Origin of the sequence: Streptomyces sp. NPDC051636, assembly GCF_044453765.1 — a bacterium.
Lineage (GTDB): Bacteria > Actinomycetota > Actinomycetes > Streptomycetales > Streptomycetaceae > Streptomyces.
In genome coordinates this window covers 144,957-166,445 of record NZ_JBITDA010000007.1, presented here as the reverse complement: position 1 = coordinate 166,445, position 21,489 = coordinate 144,957, and the positions used below count along the sequence as shown (strand labels likewise).

Genomic DNA, 21,489 nt, shown 5'->3' with positions numbered 1-21,489 from the left:
TGACCGGTGCCGCAGGTGAGGGTGGGCTCCGGTCACGGGAGGGCACCCGTCGAGCCGCAGGCGTGGTGCACGAAAGGACCGAAGCGCTCGTGGACATGGCTGCTCGGGCCTCCGCTCGCCCCTCGGGCCGTCACAACGGCGCGGCCGGCGAAGGCGGACGCCCGCCGAGCCTCTTCGACGAGGCGACCACCGCGGACATCCTGCGCATGATCTTCACCTCCTTGGCGACACCGGCCGACACCGACGAGCCGCCGGCCTCGCGGGAGGGGCACCGGCCCGGGTCCTGCCGGTAAGAAGGGTGGCGCCTCGTCGCCCCCATGATGGCGCCGGAAAGCTTCTGGCTCCGCCCGGGTCACCGCTTCGGGTCCGGCGACGGATCAGGGACCTGGCAGGCAACCTCCCCGACGGGTTCGTGGTGGCGACGCAGGGCCCACACGGCGACGGGGACTCCCGCCGCCACCAGAGCCGCCGCCACGCACAGCCCTGCTTGATAGCCGGTCAGCAAGGCGGCCCCGGGCGAGAGGTGCCAGGACAGACACAGGCGCTGCACGAACGTCACCACGGCGCCTACGAGCACGATGCCGAACACCCCGGACACCTCGCGTGTGGCACTGAACAGTCCGGCCGCGAAGCCGGCGAGACGACCGGGAGAGGACGCCAGCGCCCGCGTGGTCAGGGGAAGGGCCAGCGCAGAGCCCACGCCGACCGCAGCCAAGCCGGGAACCAGACCGGCAAGCCCGCCGCGGCCGCTTCCCAGCGCGAGCAGCAGTAGTCCCACGGCGACCAGGAGCAGGCCCGCGGCGGAGACCCGGGCCTCTCCCCAGCGCCTGGCCAGAGCGGTCACGAACGGAGCTGTGAGGAAGAGAGCCGAGAAGACGGGAGTGAACGCCAGGCCCGCCTGTGCTGGGCTGAGCCGCAAACCGCTCTGCAGAAACTGGCAGGTGTAGAAGTAAACGCCGCTCACCCCAAGACCCCACAGCAACTGGGTGACAAGCCCACCGCTGTAGGGCCGCTGCCGCAGGAGTACGCCCAGGACCGGATGGCCGCACGGTTTTCCTCGGCACAGCACGGTGGCGCTCATCGCGGCAACGCCTCCGCACAGCACGACGGGCGGCTCGGTGAATCCGTCGGCGGGACCCTGGATCAGGCAGTAGACGAAGGCAGCCAGAAAAACGCACGCCCACGTGATCTGCCGGTTCGGAATGGCCGCTCCCATACGCGGACCCGAGGGGTTCCCGCGCCTGGAAAGGCCGGGAACGGCCGCGGCGACCACAACAAAGGTGGACACCCCCAGAGGTGTGTTGATGAGGAAAAGCCATTCCCAACCCAGATGCTGCGTCACCACACCGGAGATCACAGGTCCGAAAGCCAGCGCACAGGCCAGCGCGGAAGTCACCGCGCTGCAGGTGACCGTGCGCAGCCCCGGTGGCAGATCGTGCGTCATCACCGCCAAGGACGCCGGCAGGACGAACGCGGCGCCGGCACCTTGCAGACCGCGGCAACAGACCAGCATCATCCCCGTGGTCGACAAGGCACAGCACGCCGACGACGTCGTGAACAGCGCCACCCCGGTGAGCAGGGCCCAGCGCCGTCCCTTGCTGTCGGTCAACTGCCCGGCCCCCAGCAGACATCCGGCCAGTGCCAGCGGGTACGCGGTCGCCACCCACTTCACATCGGTCTCGGTCAGTCCGAGCCGGGTGCGCATATCCGGCAGGGCGACATTCACCACCGTGTTGTCCAGAGCCGTCAGAAACGTGGACCCGACGACGGCCGCGATGACACTCCACAGACGCAGCCGGCCGAACGAATGCAGCACCGTCCTCCCGTCTCCGGGCGAGGAATTCACGGATATTCGTATGCGAACTCTAAGTCCTTCAGTGTCACCAGGCTCCCCCAGTGGCCGGACCGTGTCGGCGTGTCGGACCAAAAAGGATGATCACCGCGTGTTTTTCTGGCGGCGAATTGCCGACCGGTCCGCAGCATGCTGAAAAGAAGGTTCGGTGAGCCAGTGCCCTCATCGGTGACAGACACACTCAGCCACCACCTCGCCCGCGTCGCCGCTTCCACACCCGACGAAACGGCCTTCAGCTTCGTCGACCACAGCGTGCACACGGAGGGAACGGTCTCCTCGCTGAGCTGGGGGCAGCTCGAGGGCCGGGTACGTGCTGCCGCCGCCGGACTGCGCCGGACGGGGGCAGCAGGTGAACGGGTCGCCGTCGTCGCGCCACAGGGCCTGGAATACGTCGTGGCCTTCTTCGCCGCCATGCGTGCCGGAGCGATCGCCGTCCCCTTGTTCTCCCCGTCCCTTCCGGGACACGGGGACAAGCTCGTCGCGGTGCTCAAGGACGCCACCCCCAAGGTGCTGCTCACCGTCGAGAGCCAGCGCCCGTTGCTCACGGACTTCCGCGCGACCCACGGTCTGGCCTCCGGCTGCCACGTCCTCACCGAGCGGGAGCTGAGCGAGGAGACGGCGCACCGCGATGCCGCACCCGGCGAACCGCGGCCCGACGACGTGGCGTACCTGCAGTACACCTCGGGCTCCACCCGCGTTCCGTCCGGTGTGGAGATCACGCACGCCCAGGTGTGTGCCAACGCGCGGCAGATCCTTGAGGCCTACGACCTCCGCCGAGGCCGCAACCGCACCGTGGGATGGCTGCCGCTGTACCACGACATGGGACTCGTGGTGCAGGCCGTCCTGCCGGTCGTCGGTCACATGCCCTCGGTGCTGATGGACCCGCTGGCCTTCGTCCAGCAACCGGGGCGCTGGCTGCGCCTGCTGAGCGAGCACACCGGGGCGATGACCGCGGCGCCCAACTTCGCCTACGACTACTGCGCCCGCCGGTTGGACCCCGACGAGCGTGCCGGGCTCTCGCTGGGCTCTGTCGCAGCCATGGCCAACGGCAGTGAACCCGTCTCCCCGGCCACCCTCGAACGTTTCCAGGCCGCCTTCTCCCCAGCCGGCATGCGGCGTACGACCATGCGTCCCTCCTACGGACTGGCCGAGGCGACCGTGTTCGTGAGCGCCTCTCCCGCCGGCGAGGAGCCGGCCGTCACCGCCTTCGACCGGGAGGCGCTGGGCCAGGGCACCGCCCGTCCCGTGGACATGGCCGCCGAGCGAGCGGTGGTCGAACTGGTGGCATGCGGCCGGCCGACCGGTCAGGAGATCGCGATCGTCGATCCGGTCACGTGTGAGCGTCGAGAGGACGGCCAGGTCGGTGAGATCTGGCTGTGCGGCCCCAACACCGGACGGGGTTACTGGGGGCGAACCGAGCAGAGCGAAGCCACCTTCCGCGCGGTGCTCCGGGGAGAGGCACACAGCGGCCCCTGGCTGCGCACCGGAGACCTGGGCGTGTGGCACGACAAGCAGCTGTATGTGACCGGCCGGCTGAAGGACCTGGTGATCATCGACGGGACCAACCACTATCCGCACGACATCGAAGGGACCGTCCAGGACGCCCATCCGGCCATCCGCCCCCACCGCATCGCCGCCTTCGCCGTGGCCGGCGGTGACGGGGAACGCCTCGTCGTCGTGGCCGAGCACGGCCGCGACGCGAGCACCGGCGACATCTCCGGGCCGGACGTGACACACGCGGTGCGGGCGGCGGTCGCCACCCGGCACGGCATCGCCGTACACGACTTCGTCCTGGTGCCGCCCGGCAGCGTGCCGCACACGACCAGCGGCAAGGTCGCCCGCGGCGCGTGCCGTGAGCGGTACCTGGCGGGCGCCTGGAGGACGGACGCCGGCACCTGACAACGCCACAAGACGGCACCGCACCAGGGCGCACGCAGGGAGAGACAGATGGAACCAGGCAGGGAATCGGCCGCGGAACCCGGGCGGGCGCCGTCCGCCGCCGAACTACGGGCAGCCCTGCGTACGCTCATCACCGAAACCTGCGGCGTGCCAGAGGACGAACTCGACGATCGCCGGCCCCTGGTGGACTACGGCCTGACCTCCCGTGCCGCCGTCAGCCTGTCCGGACGTCTGGAACGCCTGCTGAACAAGCCGTTGCCGGCCACCCTGCTGTGGGAGAACCCGACCGTCGAACGCCTCGTGGAGCACCTGGGCGGCGTTCAGCGGCCCGCGCCGGAGGGCGAGCCGGAGATCCGGGAGCGCCGCGCGTCCCCCGCGTCCGCCACGACGACGGCCTCCGACGACGACCGCGGCGGCTCGTCCCCGGTGTTCTGTCCCATCGCCGTCATCGGTGTCGGCTGCCGCCTGCCCGGGGGCATCAACGGACCCCGGGCCTTCTTCAAGCACCTCCTCGCGGGCAGCGACCTCGTCGGTCACGTTCCCGACCGGCGCTGGCGCGACTTCGCCACCGGTCCCGGCGCCGACGCGCTGTTGGAACGGACCACCCGCCGGGGCGCCTTCCTCGACGACATCGAGGCCTTCGACGCCGACCACTTCGGCATCACCCCGCGCGAGGCCAAGGTCATGGACCCCCAGCAGCGCCTGCTGCTGGAAGTCAGCTGCGAGGCCCTGGACCATGCCGGACGTCCCGCGCACAGCCTCGAGGGCAGCGACACCGGCGTGTTCGTCGGCCTCAGCGCGCTGGAATACGGACACCTGACCACCTCGGACCCCACCCGCCTGACGCCGTGGACCAGCACGGGGGCCGCAGGCAGCATCGCCGCCAACCGGCTGTCCTATCTGTTCGACCTGCACGGTCCGAGCCTGACCATCGACACGGCCTGCTCCGCGTCCCTGGTGGCGGTGCACCAGGCCTGCCGGAGCCTGGGCGGCGGCGAGTGCGACACCGCGTTGGCGGCAGGCGTCAACCTCCTGCTGTCACCCGCGATCACGGCGTCGTTCGAGCAGGCGGGGGCACTGGCCGCGGACGGACGCTGCAAGCCTTTCGACGCCGCCGCCGACGGCATCACCCGAGGAGAGGGCTGCGGTGTCGTCGTCCTCAAACGACTCACCGACGCCGAGCGCGACGGCGACCGGATCCTGGCCGTGATCAAAGGCACGGCGGTCAACTCGGACGGCCGCTCGGCCGGATTGATGGCCCCCAACCCCGCCGCCCAGGAAAGCCTGCTGCGCAGCGCGCTCCGCAACGCGCGGGTCGACGCCGACAGCATCGACTACGTCGAGACGCACGGGACCGGAACCCTGCTGGGAGACCCCATGGAGGCGGGCTCCCTGGGCGCCGTCATCGGCAGTGACAGACCGGACGACCAGCCCCTCCTCATCGGTTCCGTGAAGAGCAACCTGGGCCATCTGGAGGGCGCCGCAGGCATCGTCGGCCTGATCAAAACGGTCCTGGCCCTGCACCATCGGCGCATCCCGCCCAATCTGCACTTCCACACGCCCAACCCCCACATCGACTTCACCGGCCTGCGGCTGAGCGTCGTCACAGCGCCCACCACCTGGCCCAAGCGCGACCACCCGCCCCGAGCCGGCGTCTCCGCGTTCGGCTTCGGCGGAACCAACGCGCATGTCGTCCTCGAACAGGCGCCCGCGACCACCCCCGCCGACAGCACATCCGTGCCGCGGGAACAGGGCGGCGGCCACGCGGCCGGGCCACACGTGCTGGTCGTTACGGCCCGCTCCCGGCAACGCGTCGCCGACGCCGCCGCCGGCCTGGCCCACCGGACGGCGGCCGACGACGCGCCGGCGCTGAAAGACCTCGCCCACACCCTGGCCCGTTTCCGCAGGGGCCCGGCATGCGCTGCCGTCGTCGCACGCACCCACCAGGAGGCGGCCGACCGGCTCGCCGCCCTGGCACGCGGAGAGGAAGCCCCCGGCATCCTGCCGCCCTGCACCGACAACCCCGCGGACCGGTCCTCCGGCCGCCGCCCGGTGTTCGTCTTCCCCGGGCACGGCTCGCAGTGGCAGGGCATGGGCCTGCGCCTGATCGAGGACGAACCCTTCTTCGCCGCCGCCGTGGACGAGCTGGACTCCGTCTACCAGGAGCAGGCAGGCGTCCGGCTGCGGCACATGCTCACCCGGCTGGAATCGGGCAGCGGCGTGGAGCACATCCAGCCCGCGCTGTTCGGGATGCACATCGCGCTGGCCCGGACGCTGCGGGCCTACGGCGTGCATCCGGCCGCCGTCATCGGCCAGTCGGTGGGAGAGGTCGGCGCCGCGGTCATCGCCGGAGCACTCGACCCGTCCGACGGCCTGCGCGTCGTCCTGAGCCGTTCGGCGCGGCTGGCCGCCCTCGACACCGAAGGTGCCGGTGCCATGGCCGCCGTCGAGCTGGCCGTCGAGGACCGTACGCGGGTTCTGTCGCGCTTTCCCGGCGTGGAGATCGCCGTGCATTCCTCCCCGCGCCGGTGCACGGTCGCCGGACCCGCGGACCCCGTGCGCCGGCTCGTCGACGAACTCGCCGCCCACGGCCGCCTCGCGCGGCTTCTGGACGTCGGTGGCGCGGGACATTCCCCCGCGGTGGACCCCATCGTGCCCGAGCTGCGGCATGCGCTGAGCGGGCTGCGCCCCCGCCCGGCCGACGTCGCCTGGTACAACACCGTGCTGGACGACCCACGAGCCGCCGCGGCCGCGGACGCCGGATACTGGTGCGCCAATCTGCGGCGCCCGGTACGCCTGCACCAGGCGGTGGCCGCGGCCGCGGCGGACGGCAACGATCTCTTTCTGGAGATCTCGCCCCATCCCGTCGCCCTGATCCCCCTCGGCGAGATCCTGCGGACCGCGGCAACCACCCCCGAGCCGGTCGCCCTCCCCCTCCTGCACAAGCGGGGTGACGAAGCCGCCGATCTGCGTACCGCACTGACCCGACTGCACTTCGCCGGAGTGCGGGTGGACGAGGACCGCCTCTGGCCCCGGGGCACCCGGACCCCGCTGCCCAGCCCCGTCTGGCGCCACGAGCGCCACTGGTTCGGTCGTCGCGGCCCGGCAGGCGGCGTCATCGGCCCCTCCCACGCCGTGCTGGGCCGTCGCGTCGTCGACCCCCGCTCGGGCACCGCGCTGTGGCAGACCGGCCTCGACACGTCCGAGGCAGCCGCCTTCGGACGCCGCCTGCACGGCCGCCCGGCCCTCACCCTGCCCGCAGCCGCCGCGCTCATGATCGCGGCCGCCCAGGAGGTCCACGGCCGGGACGGCGTCCAAGGCCTGTGCATCGAGGACCTCGCCATCCACCGCTGGCTGCCGCTGTCCGGCAGCACACCCGTCACCCTCACCTGGGAACCCGCCGGTGCCCACGCGAACGTCGCCGTCAACGCCCGGACCGCGGAAGGCACATGGCACTGCTACGCATCGGCACGGGCGCGCACCGATCCCGCGCCGGCGCAGGACGACACCGTCGGCACTCCACCCGCCCTGGCCACTCACTGGATTCCTGCCACGCCGGAGGAAACGGCCCAGCTCCCCTACGAAGAGCTCCTCACCGCGATGCTGTACGCACCGGTGGCAACCGGCACGGACACCGACGCAAGGGACACCGCGGCCGGCAGCTCCTCCACCGAGATCGTCCCCACCGCGCTGCGGAGCCTGTGCCTGGAGGACCTCGCGGCGGACTCGGGGCCCTGCGCCATCGAGGCGTTCCCCCACACCGTCGCGGCTGCGGAACCCGCCCGCGCCCCCGGTACCCGCAGCGGCGATCACGGTGTGAGCTGGAAGGTCGTGGCCGGCACGGCACCGGCGCGCATCACCGCAACGGGACTGCGGCTGCGGCCCGTCGAGTGCCGCGAGGTGCCCAAGCCCACGGAAGCGCTCGCCTACGAGATCGAGTGGGAGAAGGCACCCCTTCCGCTCCCCGGCCGGCTCGGCAGCGCCCTGCTCCTGACCGACGAGCCCGCGACCGGAGCGGACAGCACCCCGGCCGCCGCCCTCGTCGCGGCGCTGGAAGCCAAGAACGTGCACACGACCACCGCCATCGCGTCGGCGCACATCGGCGAGCCGGTCGATCACTGGCTGGAGAACACCAACCCGGAGGATCCCCGGGCGGTCGTACTGCTGCTGGACCACCCAGCCCGGTCCCACAACGTCCAGGCCCTGTACACCGCCACACGGCTCGCGCGGCACCTCGCCTCCCGTCCCCGCGGAGCGCGTCCGCCCCGGCTCTGGCTGGTGACCGTACGAGGCCGCGCCGCGGCACCGGGCGAAGCCGGCCGGCCGGACCTGGCCTGCCTGCGCGGTCTGGTGCGCACACTCGCCATCGAGGAACCCGCCCTGCGGGCCTGCCTGATCGACACCGACACCCAGCCCGAGGCCGTGGACAACCTCGTACGGGAACTGCTCGGCGACAGTGCCGAGGACGAAGTCGTCTGGAGAGCCGGCAGCCGCCTCGTCGCCCGCCTGGTCCGCGCCGACCTGTCGGCACAGCAGTACGAGGCGCCGTTCGTCCGTGGCGGCGGCGCGTACATCGTCACCGGCGGTCTGACGGGTCTCGGTCTGCAGACGGCCCGCCGTCTGGCCGAGCAGGGCGCCGGCCGCCTCGTTCTCAACGGCAGGCGGCCTTCCACCGCCGAGGCCCAGGCGGTCATCGCCCGGCTCAGCGCCCTCGGCACCTCCGTCGCCGTGGTGCGGGGAGACATCGCCGACCCGGACGTGGCACCGCGGCTGGTGCAGGCCGCACTCAGCCAGGGACACACCCTGCGCGGAGTCGCCCACTGCGCGGGTGTCCTGCACGATCGCATGATCACCGACCTGGACACCGCGGACCTCGACACCGTGCTGCGTCCGAAGGTCACCGGCGCACTCAACCTCGAGGCCGCCCTGACCTCCCACGACATCGACTGGTGGGTGTTCTACAGTTCGGCGGCGGCCCTGCTCGGCTCACCCGGACAAGCCGCCTACGCGGCCGCCAACGCCTGGCTGGACGCGTTGGCACAGCGCCGCAGAGCGGAAGGCCGGCCCGCCACGTCCATCGCGTGGGGCCCCTGGAGCGACACCGGCGCCGCCCCGACCGACCGGGCGCTGCCTGTGGACTCCCTCAGCGTGCCCGAGGGGCTGGATGCCCTGCACACCCTCGTCGTCCACCAGCGCACACACACCGGTGTCCTGCATCTCGACACACCGCGCCTGCTGGAGACCTTTGCCGGCTTGCCGGAGATCCCCTTCTTCTCCCGAAGTCTCAGCGGTGACGACCTGGCCACGGACGGCTGGCCCGGCCCCGCCGGCATCGAAGCCCTCGGTGACGGCGCCGCGGACCTGGTCTATCAGCGCCTCCTCGCACGCACAGCCGCCATCATGGGCCGCAGCGGGCCGGACCTCGACGAATCCGTGCCGCTGCCGGAGCTCGGCCTGGACTCGCTGATGGCGGTGCGTATCCGCAACGCCGCCCAGCAGGACTTCGGCGTCGACGTGCCCGGAAACCTCATGCTGCGCGGCGCGACGCTGCGCGAGGTCGGCGACACGGTGCTGCAAGCCCTCGGACTGCCGCTCGCCACGGCAGGCACGGACGCACCACCCTCTCCGTCCCCCACAGCCGACGACGCCCCTTCAACGGCTCCCGCGCCCCCACCGCTGCCGTCCGCCGTCCAGCCTCGCGATGCCGCCGAGCGCCTGGTGGCCGGTGCCTGGGCCGAGGTCCTTCGGCAGAACCCGGCCGACGTCCGCGCCGACTTCGTCTCGGCCGGCGGCGACCGGCGCACTGCCGAAGACCTTGTCGGCGTCATCCGCCGCCGTCTGGGCGACACCGAGGTGGGTCTCACCGCCGAGGACGTGCTCGCACAGGGCACGGTCGCCGCCGTCGCGGAACTGATCAGGCCGGCCGTCAATGCGACCGGCGACAGCGTGGTCAACGTGCTGCGCCGGCCTTCGACGGAGTCTTCCGGGCCACCGCTGTTCACCTTCCATCCCGCCGGCGGCCCCACGTCCGTCTACCAGCCCCTGACCCAACTCCTGCCGGCCGACCAGGCCGTGTACGGGATGGAACGGCTGGACGCGCTGAGCACGATGGAAGACAAGGCCGCGCACTACATCACCCTCATCAAGGACCTCCAGCCCCGGGGCCCCTACCGGCTGCTGGGCTGGTCCTTCGGCGGTTGTCTCGCCTACGAGACGGCACAACAGCTGACCGACGCGGGGGAGAGGGTCGACTTCCTCGGGCTCATCGACACCATTCTTCCCGCTGCCCTTCCGGGTCTGGACTCACCGCGACTGCTGCTGGAGCGCTTCGGCCGACTGGCCGAATACATCGGCAAGACCTACGGCCATCACCTGCGACTGCCCTACGACGAGCTCGCGGCCACCCCCGACGACCAGCAGATCGACGTCGTCATGCGCCTGGTGGCCGAGGCGGGCATCGACATGAGCCCGAGCATCATGGAACACCAGCGGACCTCGTACATCGACGCCCGAGTCGGCGAGCGCTACAGACCTCGTCCCTATCCCGGCCACGTGGTGCTCTACCGCGCCCAGCAGGCGCAACGACTGACGACCGCGCTCGACCCGCGCTACCTGAGGACGGAAACCGACCTCGGCTGGGCACCCTTGTGCCCCCGCCTGGAAGTGGTTCCCGTCGAGGGCGACCACCTCTCCCTCATCGATCCGCCGCACGTCACCGTGATCGCACGCCACCTCGGACGGTGCCTCACGGCATGACACCCACAGCCCCCCCTCGCGGTCGCTCGCCCGGCCCGTCCGGCAGCTGCATCGGTTGACGGGCGCTCGGACACCGCCGTGGTCGCGGGCGCGGTGCTGTCACTCGGGCAGTGTTCGCTGCAGGCGCAGGCTCCGCAGAGTCCGGCGCACGTCCGCTTCCATGGCCTGCCAGGAGACGAGCCGGTGCCACTCCTGGTCCGCCACGCCCGGAAGCACCGCTCCTCGGTCCCGCCACTCGCGGACCAGGGCCGCATACAGCGGCGTGGACCGCAAGTCGTGGGCGGGGCGGGGGAGCGCGTGGCGAGGTGCGGCGGGCCGTCGTCGCGGCAGAGACGGCATGGGCGTCTGCGCCGGATTCTGAGCCTGCCGAGCGGCCGCGGGCGGCTCGGCTCTCGCGCGGGCTGCTGCCGCGTCCTGGGCGCCCCAGTGAAGGGGCGTGCCCGGCTCGGCGTCGACGTGTGCCGACTGGGCCTCGCCGGTTGATGTGTCGGGCCATGGGGCCGGTGCCGTGAACCACTGGGCGTGTGTCGGGCCGGCCGTAAGAGGGGAGCTCACGACCTGAGGAACGAAGCCGCGCGCCCCCGGTCACTGCTCCACTCGGGTCAAACAGACAGGCCCGGCCAGGTGCTTACGGTCGGGTCCCCGTCTTCATGCGGTGGCGTACCCGGCCGTGCCGCGGGGACGGGCCTCTCGCTGCGGCAGGGCGAGCCGTCCAGGCCGACATCGCACCAGACGACCTTTCCGCCGGTGCACACTCTGTAGGCGCCCCAGCGGCATGTGCAGCACTGGACGATCTCCATGCCCCTTCCCCCCTCGGCGTAGTCACTCGCGGCCGCGTGGACCGGGAGGCTCCGGTCCTTGTCCCGCACTTCCACCCGGACGTGGTCGGCCAGCGCGTACAGGGCCAGTTCGAAGAAGCGCTGGGTGACGGTCCGGTGCGGCGCCGTCGGCGGCGCGGCATGCTGTACGGCATTGGTGACCAGCTCGGAGACCACCAGGACCAGGGTGTCCGCCACGGACGGATCGACCTGCCAGGACGTCAGTACCTCGCGTGCGTGCCGCCGTGACGGGGAGACCGATCTGGGCACGCACGGCAGCCTGAGGATTATCGCTCCAGCCGCCTCCTCGGCTAACGAGGCAGGCCACTGCCCGCAGGCGTCCGGCAGCGGGCAACCGTAATCCGGGCCACGGAATGCTCCTTCGATCAAGTGGCAGGCAGGACGGTTCTTCTCTTCCATTCGGATTCCTGGTGGTCGTCCGGCATTTCTGCGGTGCGTCCGTGGGTTCTCGACACCGATGAGGGCGCTGCAACCGTACCCAGGGGAGGCGGAAAAGACGGTGGGAAACAGGGTGTATTCGGAGGCGTGGGGGTCTCGGTGTAGTTAGTCGGATGGTCGCAATGCCTCCACGCGCTCCACAATGGGATGCTTTTCCGTGGTTTGTGTTGACACGCATGCGGACATGGCCGTGGCCCGGCCGTCGGCCGGGCCACGGGACGCCGTGACTCACCTGCGGAATGCGTTCAGGCGCCGCTCGTCGATCCGGGTCCGGGCCTGTGGATCAGTGATTCCCAGGCCTGTGCGGGGGGCGAGACACAGCACCCCTACCTTGCCGATGTGCTCGTTGGTCTGGACGCTCCTCGCCGCCGCGCCCACTTCGTCCAGCGGATATGTGCGGGACAGGGTCGGAACCACATGTCCCAGGGCGATGAGCCGGTTGACCGCACACTGCTCGTGCAGATTGGCACCATGGCTGCCGATGATCCGCTTCAAGCGCATCCACAGGTACCTGTTGTCGTAAACGTGATCGTAACCCGTGCTGGACCCGCACGTGACGACGGTACCTCCCCGCCGGGCGAGGAAGACGGACGCGGCGAAGGTCGTCCGTCCGACATGTTCGAATACGATGTGCGGATCCTCTCCCACGGCGGCGCGAATGGCCTTCCCCATCTTCTTCCATCCGTCGGGCCGCTGGAGAAGTGCGGGATCTCCGTTCTCGATGTCGGCGCGGTTGATGACGGCTTCGCACCCCAAGGTTGCGAGAACGCGGGCCTTTTCCTCGGAGTTGACCACGCCGACGGGGATGCCGCCTCCATTGAGGACGAGTTGGACGGCGTAGGCGCCGAGGCCGCCGGTTGCTCCCCACACGAGGACGACGTCCCCCTGCTTCATCTGCGCTCCGCGCTCACTGACGAGCATGCGGTAGGCAGTGCTCGCGCACAACGGGTTGACTGCTGCTTCCTCCCAGGTCAGGGCGGCGGGCTTGGGCATCAGTTGGCTGGCGCGCACGACGGCGTAGTGGGCCAGTCCGCCGAAGTTCGTCTCGAAACCCCAGGCCTTCTGTCCCTCGCCGAGCATTCCGTCACGGTGGGTGTCCTGGTCCTGTTCGTCCACATAGGCGGGCGAGATGACGACGTGGTCGCCCACCTTCCACTTCCGTACCGACGACCCCGTCCGGACGATGACGCCCGACGCGTCCGATCCCACGATGTGGTAAGGCAGGTCATGGCGTGCCTCCCAGCCGCCACTCCGGCCCATCTGCTTGAGGAACTGAAAGGTGGGGACAGGCTCGAACATGGCGGTCCATACGGTGTTGTAATTGATGGAACTCGCCATCACCGCGATGAGCGCCTCGTCGGGAGCCAACTCGGGCATGGGCACCCGGTCGACGTACAGGGATTTCCGTACGTCCTTGTCGTGTACGGACTGGAAGATACCTACGTCTTCCTCCCGAACGGTGGCCGCGGGGAAATAATCCGGTACAGGCAGGGACTCCAGGTCCGCGGGGTCGGCTCCGGCGATGACTGCTTCGGACATGGATGGCTGCATCGAGGACTCCCTTGGTGATGCCGCGGCACAGACGTGACGGTGGTCGGACGAGCCGTTCTCCGATCTCTTTTCAAGCAAGCATTTGACGCGCCGGTGGCGCAACCGCACAGCGTGCGGTCGGCTGCCTCCCTTCACATCCTCAGCCGTCGGGCCCGAGGGCGCGAACCGATATGCGGAGCACTTCCGGCACTCGGGGGAATGCCCCGGAATTCGTCATCCGAAGGAGGTCGCATCGCCCTTGCCGGCCGCTTTCGCCGTCGCGGTACCTGGCTCGGCGCTTGACCTTGTCGTGCGGCGAGCCGAGGATCATGTGTCATGACGCCCGGACACGGCAGCACGGTCGACGGGGTGCTGCGGCGCAGCGCCCGGCGTACCCCGGCGCGCGTCGCGGTGGAGTACCGCGAACGCTCGTGGACCTACGAGGAACTCGACGACGCCGTCTCCCGCGCGGCGAGCGCCCTGCTCGGCCAGGGCCTGGCCCCCGGAGACCGGGTCGGCGCCTACGGCCACAACTCCGACGCCTACCTCATCGCCTTTCTCGCCTGCGCCCGGGCCGGCCTGGTGCACGTCCCGGTCAATCAGAACCTCACCGGCGACGACCTTTGCTACATCGTCGGTCAGTCCGGCAGCGCGCTGGTCCTCACCGACCCGGATCTCGCCGGACGACTTCCGCGTAACGCAAGGTCGCTACCCCTGCGCGACACCGACGACTCGCTGCTGGCCCGGCTGGCGGACACACCGCCGCACGACGGCCCCGAGCCGCGCACCGAGGACCTGGTGCAGCTGCTGTACACCTCCGGTACGACCGCGCTCCCCAAGGGCGCGATGATGACCCACCGGGCACTGGTCCACGAGTACCTCAGCGCCATCACCGCGCTCGACCTCAGCGCGGGCGACCGGCCCGTGCACTCACTGCCGCTGTACCACTCGGCCCAGATGCACGCCTTCCTGCTGCCGTACCTGGCCGTCGGTGCGACGAACATCATCCTCGACGCACCCGACGGCGACGAGCTGTTCGACCTGATCGAGGCCGGGCGGGTGGACAGTCTCTTCGCGCCGCCCACAGTGTGGATCGGGCTGGCCAACCGCCCCGACTTCGCCACCCGCGACCTCGGCGGGCTGCGCAAGGCCTATTACGGGGCGTCGATCATGCCGGGGCCGGTTCTGGAAAGGCTTCGGGAGCGCCTGCCGGAGCTGGCGTTCCACAACTGCTTCGGCCAGAGCGAGATCGGCCCCCTGGCCATGGTCCTGGGCCCCGACGAGCACAAGGGGCGGATGGACTCCTGCGGGCGGCCGGTGCTCTTCGTGGACGCGCGGGTGGTCGACGAGGAGGGCAAGGACGTGCCGGACGGCATGCCCGGCGAAGTCGTCTACCGTTCCCCGCAGTTGTGCGAGGGCTACTGGGACAAGCCGGAGGAGACTGCCGAGGCCTTCCGCGACGGCTGGTTCCACTCCGGCGATCTCGCGGTGCGTGACGCCCACGGTTACTACACGGTCGTGGACCGGGTGAAGGACGTCATCAACTCCGGGGGTGTACTGGTCGCTTCGCGCCAGGTCGAGGACGCGCTGTACACGCATCCCGAGGTGGCCGAGGTCGCGGTCGTGGGCCTTCCCGACGATCGGTGGATCGAGGCGGTCACGGCGTTCGTCGTCGCGCGCGGCGAGGTCACCGAGGACGACCTGATCGCCCACGCCCGCGGGAAACTCGCCCACTTCAAGGCGCCCAAGCGGGTGGTGTTCGTGGACGAACTGCCGCGCAACGCCAGTGGGAAGATCCTGAAACGGGACCTGAGGGACCGGTTCCGCGAACGCGGAGGGAACTGGCTTGATCTTTAACAGATCGTCCGGGGCATCGCACACCTCGCAGTACGCCCCGAGCACCCCCAGCCTGGCCACACGAGCACCGGGCACCCCATCCCCAGCCGCCCGCTGCGACACGGCGGCGGCCCTGACCGCCAGTCCGCCCTCCTCACTCGGGTGAACACGCACTCAGGCCCCGTTGCCGCAGGAGGCGGGGCCCGCGGTGCGCGCCTGAGGGAGTCGGGCTCAGCGCTCCCGGCGCAGCATCGCCCGGATCGTGGTGACCGCGAACGCCAGGGCGGGCACGATCAGCAGCATCTCGGCCGAGAGGAGGACCGACAGAGGCGGGCCGTAGTCCTCCGCGTCCTCCAGCACGCCGCTGATGAGCAGGACGACGAAAACACCAACCGACCACATGATCGCCGTCAGCGCGGCCGTCAGACCGACCATCACCGCACCGGCCAGGTCGAGAAAAAGCCCCTGCGCGGTGACCACCCGCTGGACCGGCTGCCAGTCCTCACCGCGCAGCCCTTCCCACTGGGCACGCAGGACGAGTACTTCGTCCTCCAGCGATGCCACGTTCCGGTCGTCGAGGTGCGGCAGCGCCGTGCGGCGCCCCTGCCGGTCGTACATCACCGTGAGCATTCTCGGACGGCTCCCCGGGCCGGGCTCGATCTCGATGCCCTGAATGTCCCGCCAGGCCGTCCGTTCCGCACGTCTGAGTCCTTTGACCGTCACACACTCACGGGAGATTACGGTCGCGCTCCGCGAACTCCACGCCAGCAGAGGGACGAGCAGAGCCGTCAGACAGACAATGATCGCCACCTTGAGCCGGCCCGGCATTCCGTCGACGGTCGCGAGCCCCGCCGCCGCGCCGGCGAGGCTGAGACCCATGAGGAGAAACACCGTTCTGGTAGTGGACGTAGACGCCCGGTACTCCCGAGTCGGCATCTCATCCGACATGAGCCCCCCTCGGCCACTGCCTGCTTCGCTCTCCGAGCGGTGACGAGCACAGCCTCGGGACGCCGTGCATCCTAGCCGTGCTCTCCCGTCGGCGCTCGGCAACCGAGCCCTTCTTCGCTGGACCGGCACCTGCACCACCTGCCACCGCCCCCTGCCCCAACGTCCACCACCAGCCCAAACCCAAGAGCCAGAGCAACCTGACGGAGTTCCTGCTAACGCGACCGCAGGTCCACGATCCGCCTGATCTTGCCCACCGATCTCTCCAGCGACTCCGGATCGACGATCTCCACCGCGACCGAGACGCCGATGCCGTCCTTCACGGCCGCCGCGATGGCCCGTGCGGCCGCCGCCCGTGACTCCGGGCCGGCGTCGGGGCGGGCCTCGGCACGGACCGTGAGGACGTCGAGGCGGCCCTCGCGGGTGAGGCGGAGCTGGAAGTGGGGGGCCACGCCCGGTGTGCGCAGCACGATTTCCTCGATCTGCGTCGGGAAGAGGTTCACTCCGCGCAGGATCACCATGTCGTCGCTGCGGCCGGTGATCTTCTCCATCCGCCGGAAGACGCGCACCGTGCCCGGCAGCAGCCGCGTCAGGTCCCGCGTCCGGTAGCGGATCACCGGCATGGCCTCCTTGGTGAGCGAGGTGAACACCAGTTCGCCCTCCTTGCCCTCCGGCAGCACCTCGCCCGTGATCGGATCGACGACCTCCGGGAAGAAGTGGTCCTCCCAGATGTGGAGGCCGTCCTTGGTCTCCACGCACTCCTGGGCCACGCCCGGGCCGATCACCTCGGACAGCCCGTAGATGTCCACCGCGTCGATCGCGAACCGCTCCTCGATCTCGCGCCGCATCTCCTCGGTCCACGGCTCGGCCCCGAACACGCCGACCCGCAGGGAGGTCGAGCGCGGGTCCACGCCCTGCCGCTCGAACTCGTCGAGCAGCGTGAGCATGTACGAGGGCGTGACCATGATGATCCCCGGCCGGAGGTCCTGGATCAGCTGGACCTGCCGGGCCGTCATGCCACCGGATGCCGGGACGACCGTACAACCCAGGCGCTCGGCGCCGTAGTGGGCTCCAAGGCCACCGGTGAACAGCCCGTAGCCATACGCCACATGGACCGTGTCGCCGGGCCGGCCGCCCGCCGCCCGGATCGAACGGGCCACCATGTCGGCCCACATGGACAGGTCTTTCTCCGTGTAGCCGACCACCGTGGGGCGTCCGGTGGTGCCGCTGGAGGCGTGGATGCGGCGGATCCGGTCGCGGGGCACGGCGAACATCCCGTACGGGTAGTTCTCCCGCAGGTCGGCCTTGGTGGTGAAGGGGAAGCGCGCCAGGTCGGCCAGTGAGCGGCAGTCCTCCGGGTGCACCCCGGCCTTGTCGAAGGCCTCCCGGTAGAAGGGCACATGGGTGTAGGCGTGCAGAAGTGACGCCTGGAGCCGCTGCAGCTGCAGCGCCCGCAACTCCTGCGCGTCGAGCCGTTCTCCCGCGTCGAGCAGATCCCTCGCGTCCGCCATGGGCCTTCTCCTTCGCCGACCACGTCCAGCCGGTCGACCGATCGTTCGGTCGAGATGTTCGGGGATCAGTAAATGCAGGCCGGGTCCGCCTGGGCAAGAGGTCTGACCGCATCGAGGGAACTCCGTTGCGGGCGGCCCCCTCGTCCTCGCCGGCGGACTCGACGGCGGCCCCGACCCCGACCTGGCCCGTCGCACGGCCGACGCCTTCCCGCACGCCGAACTTGCGGTCCAGCCCGGCGCCGGTCACTATCCCTGGCTGGACGACCCGCGGTGGTTCGTGCGCCGGGTCGCCGCCTTCGTCGACGGCAGGTGACCGCGTCGGCGGCCGCGCTCAGCCCCCGTTCGGCCCGTACGCCGTCATGAACCGGTCCCGGAACCGGTCCATCCCCCAGACCGGAGCGTTCGGGGCCGGCTTCAGGCCCGCCGTCCAGCCCCAGCCGGAGACCCGCTCCAGGACCTTCGTGTCGTGGGCGACGATCGTGACCGGCACGTCCCTGCTGGTGCTGCCCGCGGTGACGGTCGGTACCGGCTGGTGGTCTCCGAGGAAGACCAGGACCGTGTTCTCGTCGCCGTAGCGCTGGAGGAACTCGGTGAGGCTGCGCAGCGAGTACTCGATGGCGCCCCGGTACTCGGTCCGTACGCTCTCCGGGTTCTTCCAGACCTCCTTGGGGTTCTTGCCCTCCTTCTTGATCTGGTGGAAGACCGAGCCGTCGCCGAGGCCATTCCATTCGATCATGTGGGCGACGGGCGCCCAGGGGTTGTGGCTGGAGGCGAGGATGATCTCGGCCATCATCGGGCCCCGGTCCCGCTTGCCGAACTCCAGCCGGTGGAAGGCCTCCAGGCTGAACTGGTCGGGCACGGGAGTCCAGCTGAAGTACGGGCCCTGGTAGCCGAGGTGCTCGGAGTCGTAGATGTGGTCGAGTCCGAAGAACCTGCCCTCCGGCCAGGCCCGGCGCACCCCCGGCACGACGCCGACCGTGCGCCAGGCGCCGGTCTTCTGGAAGTAGCGGGTGAGGGTCATGCGGTCGCTGGAGGTGAGGCTGCGGTAGCGCTGCTGGTTCTTGATCCACAGACCGGAGAGGAACGTGGAGTGGCACAGCCAGCTGCCGGCTCCGGTCACCGGCGACCGCAGCCAGCCGCTGCGCGCCTTGAACCCGGCCGCCTCCAGGCCGGCGGTGCCGTCCTCGAGGACCTCGTCGATCCGCGGGGCCATCGCCGGATCCTCGATCGCCGTACGGCCGTAGCTCTCGATGAAGGTGAACAGCACGTCCTTGCCGTGCAGCCCGGTCAGCAGCTGGTCCGGCGGCGTGTTCGCGAACGCGTCGACGGCGGCCTGCCGCTGGAAGACCCGGGCGTCCTTCAGGCCCGCCCGTACCTGCTGGACCCGGTTGTCGACGAGCTCGGCGTCGATCTTCGAGGCGACCGGGGTGTCCCCGAGCCGCACCCCGAGCGTGACACAGGTGATCCAGGCCGTGCCCAGGATCAGCGTGGTCCGGGTGGCCGCCGGGCGGTGGCGGGCCATCAGGTCGGACAGACGGACCGTCGCGAGCGTCGTGAGGACGAGGACCGCCACGACGAGGACGAGGACCGCGGTCACCGCGAGTACCTCTCCGGTCCGGCCGAACGACTCCCGCACCCACTCCACGGCGGACCCGAGCAGGATCCAGTCGAGCACCAGGTCGAAGGGGCGCACCAGCACCGAGTAGAAGCCCATGTCGACGCACTTGAGAACGGTGAGCAGCCCGAGCAGCACGCCCGTGACCACCGCCGTGCCCCGCCTCGCCCGCGGCGGCAGCGCGAGCAGCAGGCCCGCCAGCAGGATCCCCTCCGCCGGGATGCGCAGGAACGCGGTGAGGGTGAGCCGGTCGAGCTGGTTCGGCAGCAGCAGCGCGCCGAGGACGAGGGCGGCGGCCAGGACGGTGGTGCCGACGGTGACCCCGCGGGTGACGCGCGGATACTTCCGCCGCCAGGCGAACCAGCCTGGAGGAGTGGGGTGCGACACCCGAAGGCCTTTCCGTCCGTGGCTCGGCACCTGCCGTTCAGAGCCGAGGCCAACCGTCCGCAAAGACTACGCCGGCACCTGGCCGGCTACGGATCCGCCGCCACCGCCACCTCCCGGGCCCACCGGTAGTCCGCCTTGCCGCTCGGCGACCGCTGGATGGACTGGGTGATCACCAACTGGCGGGGAACCTTGTACCCGGCCAGACGGGTACGGCAGTGGGCCTGGATGTCGGCCAGGGACGGCCGCGCCGCACCCTCGCGCAACTGCACCACCGCCGCCACGTGGTTGCCCCAGGTCGCGTCCGGCACCCCCGCCACCAGCGCGTCGTACACGTCCGGGTGCGACTTGAGCGCCTGCTCGACCTCCTCCGGATAGACCTTCTCGCCGCCGGTGTTGATGCACTGGGAGCCGCGCCCGAGGACGGTGACGACGCCCTCCTCGTCGACGGTCGCCATGTCACCGAGCAGCACCCAGCGCCGGCCGTCCTTCTCGAAGAAGGTCTCGGCGGTTTTCCCCGGGTCGTTGTAGTAGCCGAGCGGTACGTGGCCGCACTGGGCGACCCGGCCGGTCTCGCCCGGCGCGACCGGCTCGTGGGTGGCCGGATCCACCACGCGCGTACGGGAATTGACGCGGATGCGGAAGCCGCGCTCGGGGCCGGAGTCGTCCGTCGCCGTGCCGTTGAAGCCGGACTCGGAGGAGCCGAAGTTGTTCAGCAGCATGGCCTTCGGGACCAGCTCACGGAACTGCCGGCGCACCGTCTCCGACATGATCGCGCCCGAGGAGGACACGCTGAACAGGGAGGAGCAGTCGGCGCCCTTCATCGGCCCGTTCAGTGCGTCGATCAGCGGCCGCAGCATGGCGTCGCCGACCAGGGACATGCTGGTGACCCGCTCCTTCTCGATGGTCCGCAGCACCTCCTCGGGTACGAACTTGCGGTGGATGACCACCCGCTGGCCGAAGTTGAAGCCGATGAACGCGGTGAGGGTGGAGGTGCCGTGCATCAGCGGGGGAGTGGGGAAGAAGGTGATCCCGGAGCCGCCCGCCGCGACCCGCTCGGCGAGTTCCTCGGGCTTCTTCACGGGCTCGCCGGTCGGGGCACCGCCGCCCAGCCCGGCGAAGAACAGGTCTTCCTGACGCCACATCACACCCTTGGGCATGCCGGTCGTCCCGCCGGTGCAGATGATGAACTGGTCGTCACCCGAACGCGCCGGAAAGCCCCGCCCGGGCGACCCGGCCGCCTCGGCCTCCGGGAACGCCACCACGGCCACCCCGGCCGTCCCGGAGACCGGCGACCCCACCCGCAGCAGGTGCCGCAGCTTCGGCGCACGCGGCACCGCCGCCGCCACCCGGTCGGTGAACTCCCCGTCGAAGACCAGCGCGGCGAGGTCCGCGTCCCGGTAGAGGTAGACCAACTCCTCTTCCGAATAACGATAGTTGACGTTGACGGGCACGATCCGCGCCTTCAGGCAGCCGAGCACCGTCTGCAGGTACTCGACGCCGTTGTAGAGGTGGAGCCCGAGGTGCTCGCCGGTGCGTATCCCGCTGTCGATCAGATGGTGGGCCACGCGGTTCGCGGCCGCGTCCAGCTCCGCGTACGTCAGCCGGCGTTCCTCGCCGGAGCCGGGGTGGTCGACGTACACGAGCGCCTCGCGGTCCGGGACCACGTCGACGACCGACTCGAACAGGTCGGCAAGGTTGTACTCCACCGCTCCTCCTGACCCCGGCGACCCGGCGACACTCGCGAAGAAAGGCGCATCCGTCGGTTCGCCGGTCATCAGAGCAAAGGGCGCGCCAACTGTGAAGGCCCCGTGCCGAAAGAATCTGACTGTCTGTCAGAAAACCCTTGAAGTGCCTCCTCCGCTACTGCAACCTGTTCTCGTT

General features: G+C 70.5%; 12 protein-coding genes and 1 pseudogene. 5 read left to right on the top strand and 8 right to left on the bottom strand.

Annotated features, from left to right (window positions below):
- Positions 1 to 89: 89 nt before the first annotated feature.
- Positions 90 to 293 (top strand): hypothetical protein, encoded by a 204-nt coding sequence (locus ACIBBH_RS15720; protein WP_399404793.1) that lies wholly within the window; start codon positions 90 to 92, stop codon positions 291 to 293.
- Positions 294 to 352: 59 nt separating this feature from the next.
- On the opposite strand, the gene ACIBBH_RS15715 is transcribed toward ACIBBH_RS15720, so the two are convergent.
- Positions 353 to 1,816 carry an MFS transporter gene (locus ACIBBH_RS15715; protein ID WP_399404792.1) on the bottom strand — a complete coding sequence of 488 codons (1,464 nt, stop codon included), beginning with the start codon at positions 1,814 to 1,816 and terminating at the stop codon, positions 353 to 355.
- Positions 1,817 to 2,020: 204 nt separating this feature from the next.
- On the opposite strand from ACIBBH_RS15715, the gene ACIBBH_RS15710 reads away from it, so the two are divergent.
- Together ACIBBH_RS15710 and ACIBBH_RS15705 are read left to right on the top strand one after the other, a co-directional pair.
- Positions 2,021 to 3,751: a fatty acyl-AMP ligase gene (locus ACIBBH_RS15710; protein WP_399404791.1), complete on the top strand. Its 1,731-nt coding sequence runs from the start codon at positions 2,021 to 2,023 to the stop codon at positions 3,749 to 3,751.
- Between the two features lie 48 nt (positions 3,752 to 3,799).
- Positions 3,800 to 10,507, top strand: a complete 6,708-nt coding sequence (locus ACIBBH_RS15705) for an SDR family NAD(P)-dependent oxidoreductase (RefSeq protein ID WP_399404790.1) — start codon at positions 3,800 to 3,802, stop codon at positions 10,505 to 10,507.
- A 99-nt stretch (positions 10,508 to 10,606) separates the two neighbouring features.
- On the opposite strand, the gene ACIBBH_RS15700 is transcribed toward ACIBBH_RS15705, so the two are convergent.
- The 3 genes from ACIBBH_RS15700 to ccrA form a co-directional block, all read right to left on the bottom strand.
- Positions 10,607 to 10,846, bottom strand: coding sequence for a hypothetical protein (locus tag ACIBBH_RS15700; RefSeq protein WP_399404789.1), 240 nt, complete (start codon positions 10,844 to 10,846; stop codon positions 10,607 to 10,609).
- A 263-nt stretch (positions 10,847 to 11,109) separates the two neighbouring features.
- Entirely contained in the window at positions 11,110 to 11,595 is a 486-nt protein-coding gene (locus ACIBBH_RS15695) for an ATP-binding protein (RefSeq protein ID WP_399404788.1), read from the bottom strand.
- Between the two features lie 417 nt (positions 11,596 to 12,012).
- Positions 12,013 to 13,335 (bottom strand): crotonyl-CoA carboxylase/reductase, encoded by a 1,323-nt coding sequence (ccrA, locus tag ACIBBH_RS15690; protein ID WP_399405110.1) that lies wholly within the window; start codon positions 13,333 to 13,335, stop codon positions 12,013 to 12,015.
- A gap of 315 nt (positions 13,336 to 13,650) precedes the next feature.
- On the opposite strand from ccrA, the gene ACIBBH_RS15685 reads away from it, so the two are divergent.
- A complete protein-coding gene (locus tag ACIBBH_RS15685) occupies positions 13,651 to 15,171 on the top strand; it encodes an acyl-CoA synthetase (protein ID WP_399404787.1) in 1,521 nt (506 codons plus the stop codon).
- Positions 15,172 to 15,381: 210 nt separating this feature from the next.
- Here the strand turns inward: ACIBBH_RS15685 and ACIBBH_RS15680 are convergent, their stop codons facing one another.
- Positions 15,382 to 16,029 (bottom strand): hypothetical protein, encoded by a 648-nt coding sequence (locus ACIBBH_RS15680; RefSeq protein ID WP_399404786.1) that lies wholly within the window; start codon positions 16,027 to 16,029, stop codon positions 15,382 to 15,384.
- A 281-nt stretch (positions 16,030 to 16,310) separates the two neighbouring features.
- Positions 16,311 to 17,606, bottom strand: coding sequence for a phenylacetate--CoA ligase PaaK (gene paaK / locus ACIBBH_RS15675; protein WP_399404785.1), 1,296 nt, complete (start codon positions 17,604 to 17,606; stop codon positions 16,311 to 16,313).
- 139 nt (positions 17,607 to 17,745) lie between these two features.
- Between paaK and ACIBBH_RS15670 the strand changes: the two are divergent.
- Positions 17,746 to 17,919: pseudogene (locus ACIBBH_RS15670) on the top strand (alpha/beta fold hydrolase); the annotation flags it as partial.
- 18 nt (positions 17,920 to 17,937) lie between these two features.
- On the opposite strand, the gene ACIBBH_RS15665 reads toward ACIBBH_RS15670, so the two are convergent.
- On the bottom strand, positions 17,938 to 19,608 hold the full coding sequence (locus ACIBBH_RS15665) for a sulfatase (protein WP_399404784.1): 1,671 nt from the start codon (positions 19,606 to 19,608) through the stop codon (positions 17,938 to 17,940).
- Positions 19,609 to 19,694: 86 nt separating this feature from the next.
- Positions 19,695 to 21,314 (bottom strand): acyl-CoA synthetase, encoded by a 1,620-nt coding sequence (locus tag ACIBBH_RS15660; protein ID WP_399404783.1) that lies wholly within the window; start codon positions 21,312 to 21,314, stop codon positions 19,695 to 19,697.
- Positions 21,315 to 21,489 lie beyond the last annotated feature (175 nt).

Excerpts from the sequence above, each read along its gene's own strand:
- ACIBBH_RS15705 (WP_399404790.1), top strand. The coding sequence starts at position 3,800 with ATGGAACCAGGCAGGGAATCGGCCGCGGAACCCGGGCGGGCGCCGTCC.
- ACIBBH_RS15700 (WP_399404789.1), bottom strand. The coding sequence starts at position 10,846 with ATGCCGTCTCTGCCGCGACGACGGCCCGCCGCACCTCGCCACGCGCTC.
- ccrA (WP_399405110.1), bottom strand. The coding sequence starts at position 13,335 with ATGCAGCCATCCATGTCCGAAGCAGTCATCGCCGGAGCCGACCCCGCG.
- ACIBBH_RS15685 (WP_399404787.1), top strand. The coding sequence starts at position 13,651 with ATGACGCCCGGACACGGCAGCACGGTCGACGGGGTGCTGCGGCGCAGC.
- ACIBBH_RS15680 (WP_399404786.1), bottom strand. The coding sequence starts at position 16,029 with ATGGGTCTCAGCCTCGCCGGCGCGGCGGCGGGGCTCGCGACCGTCGAC.
- paaK (WP_399404785.1), bottom strand. The coding sequence starts at position 17,606 with ATGGCGGACGCGAGGGATCTGCTCGACGCGGGAGAACGGCTCGACGCG.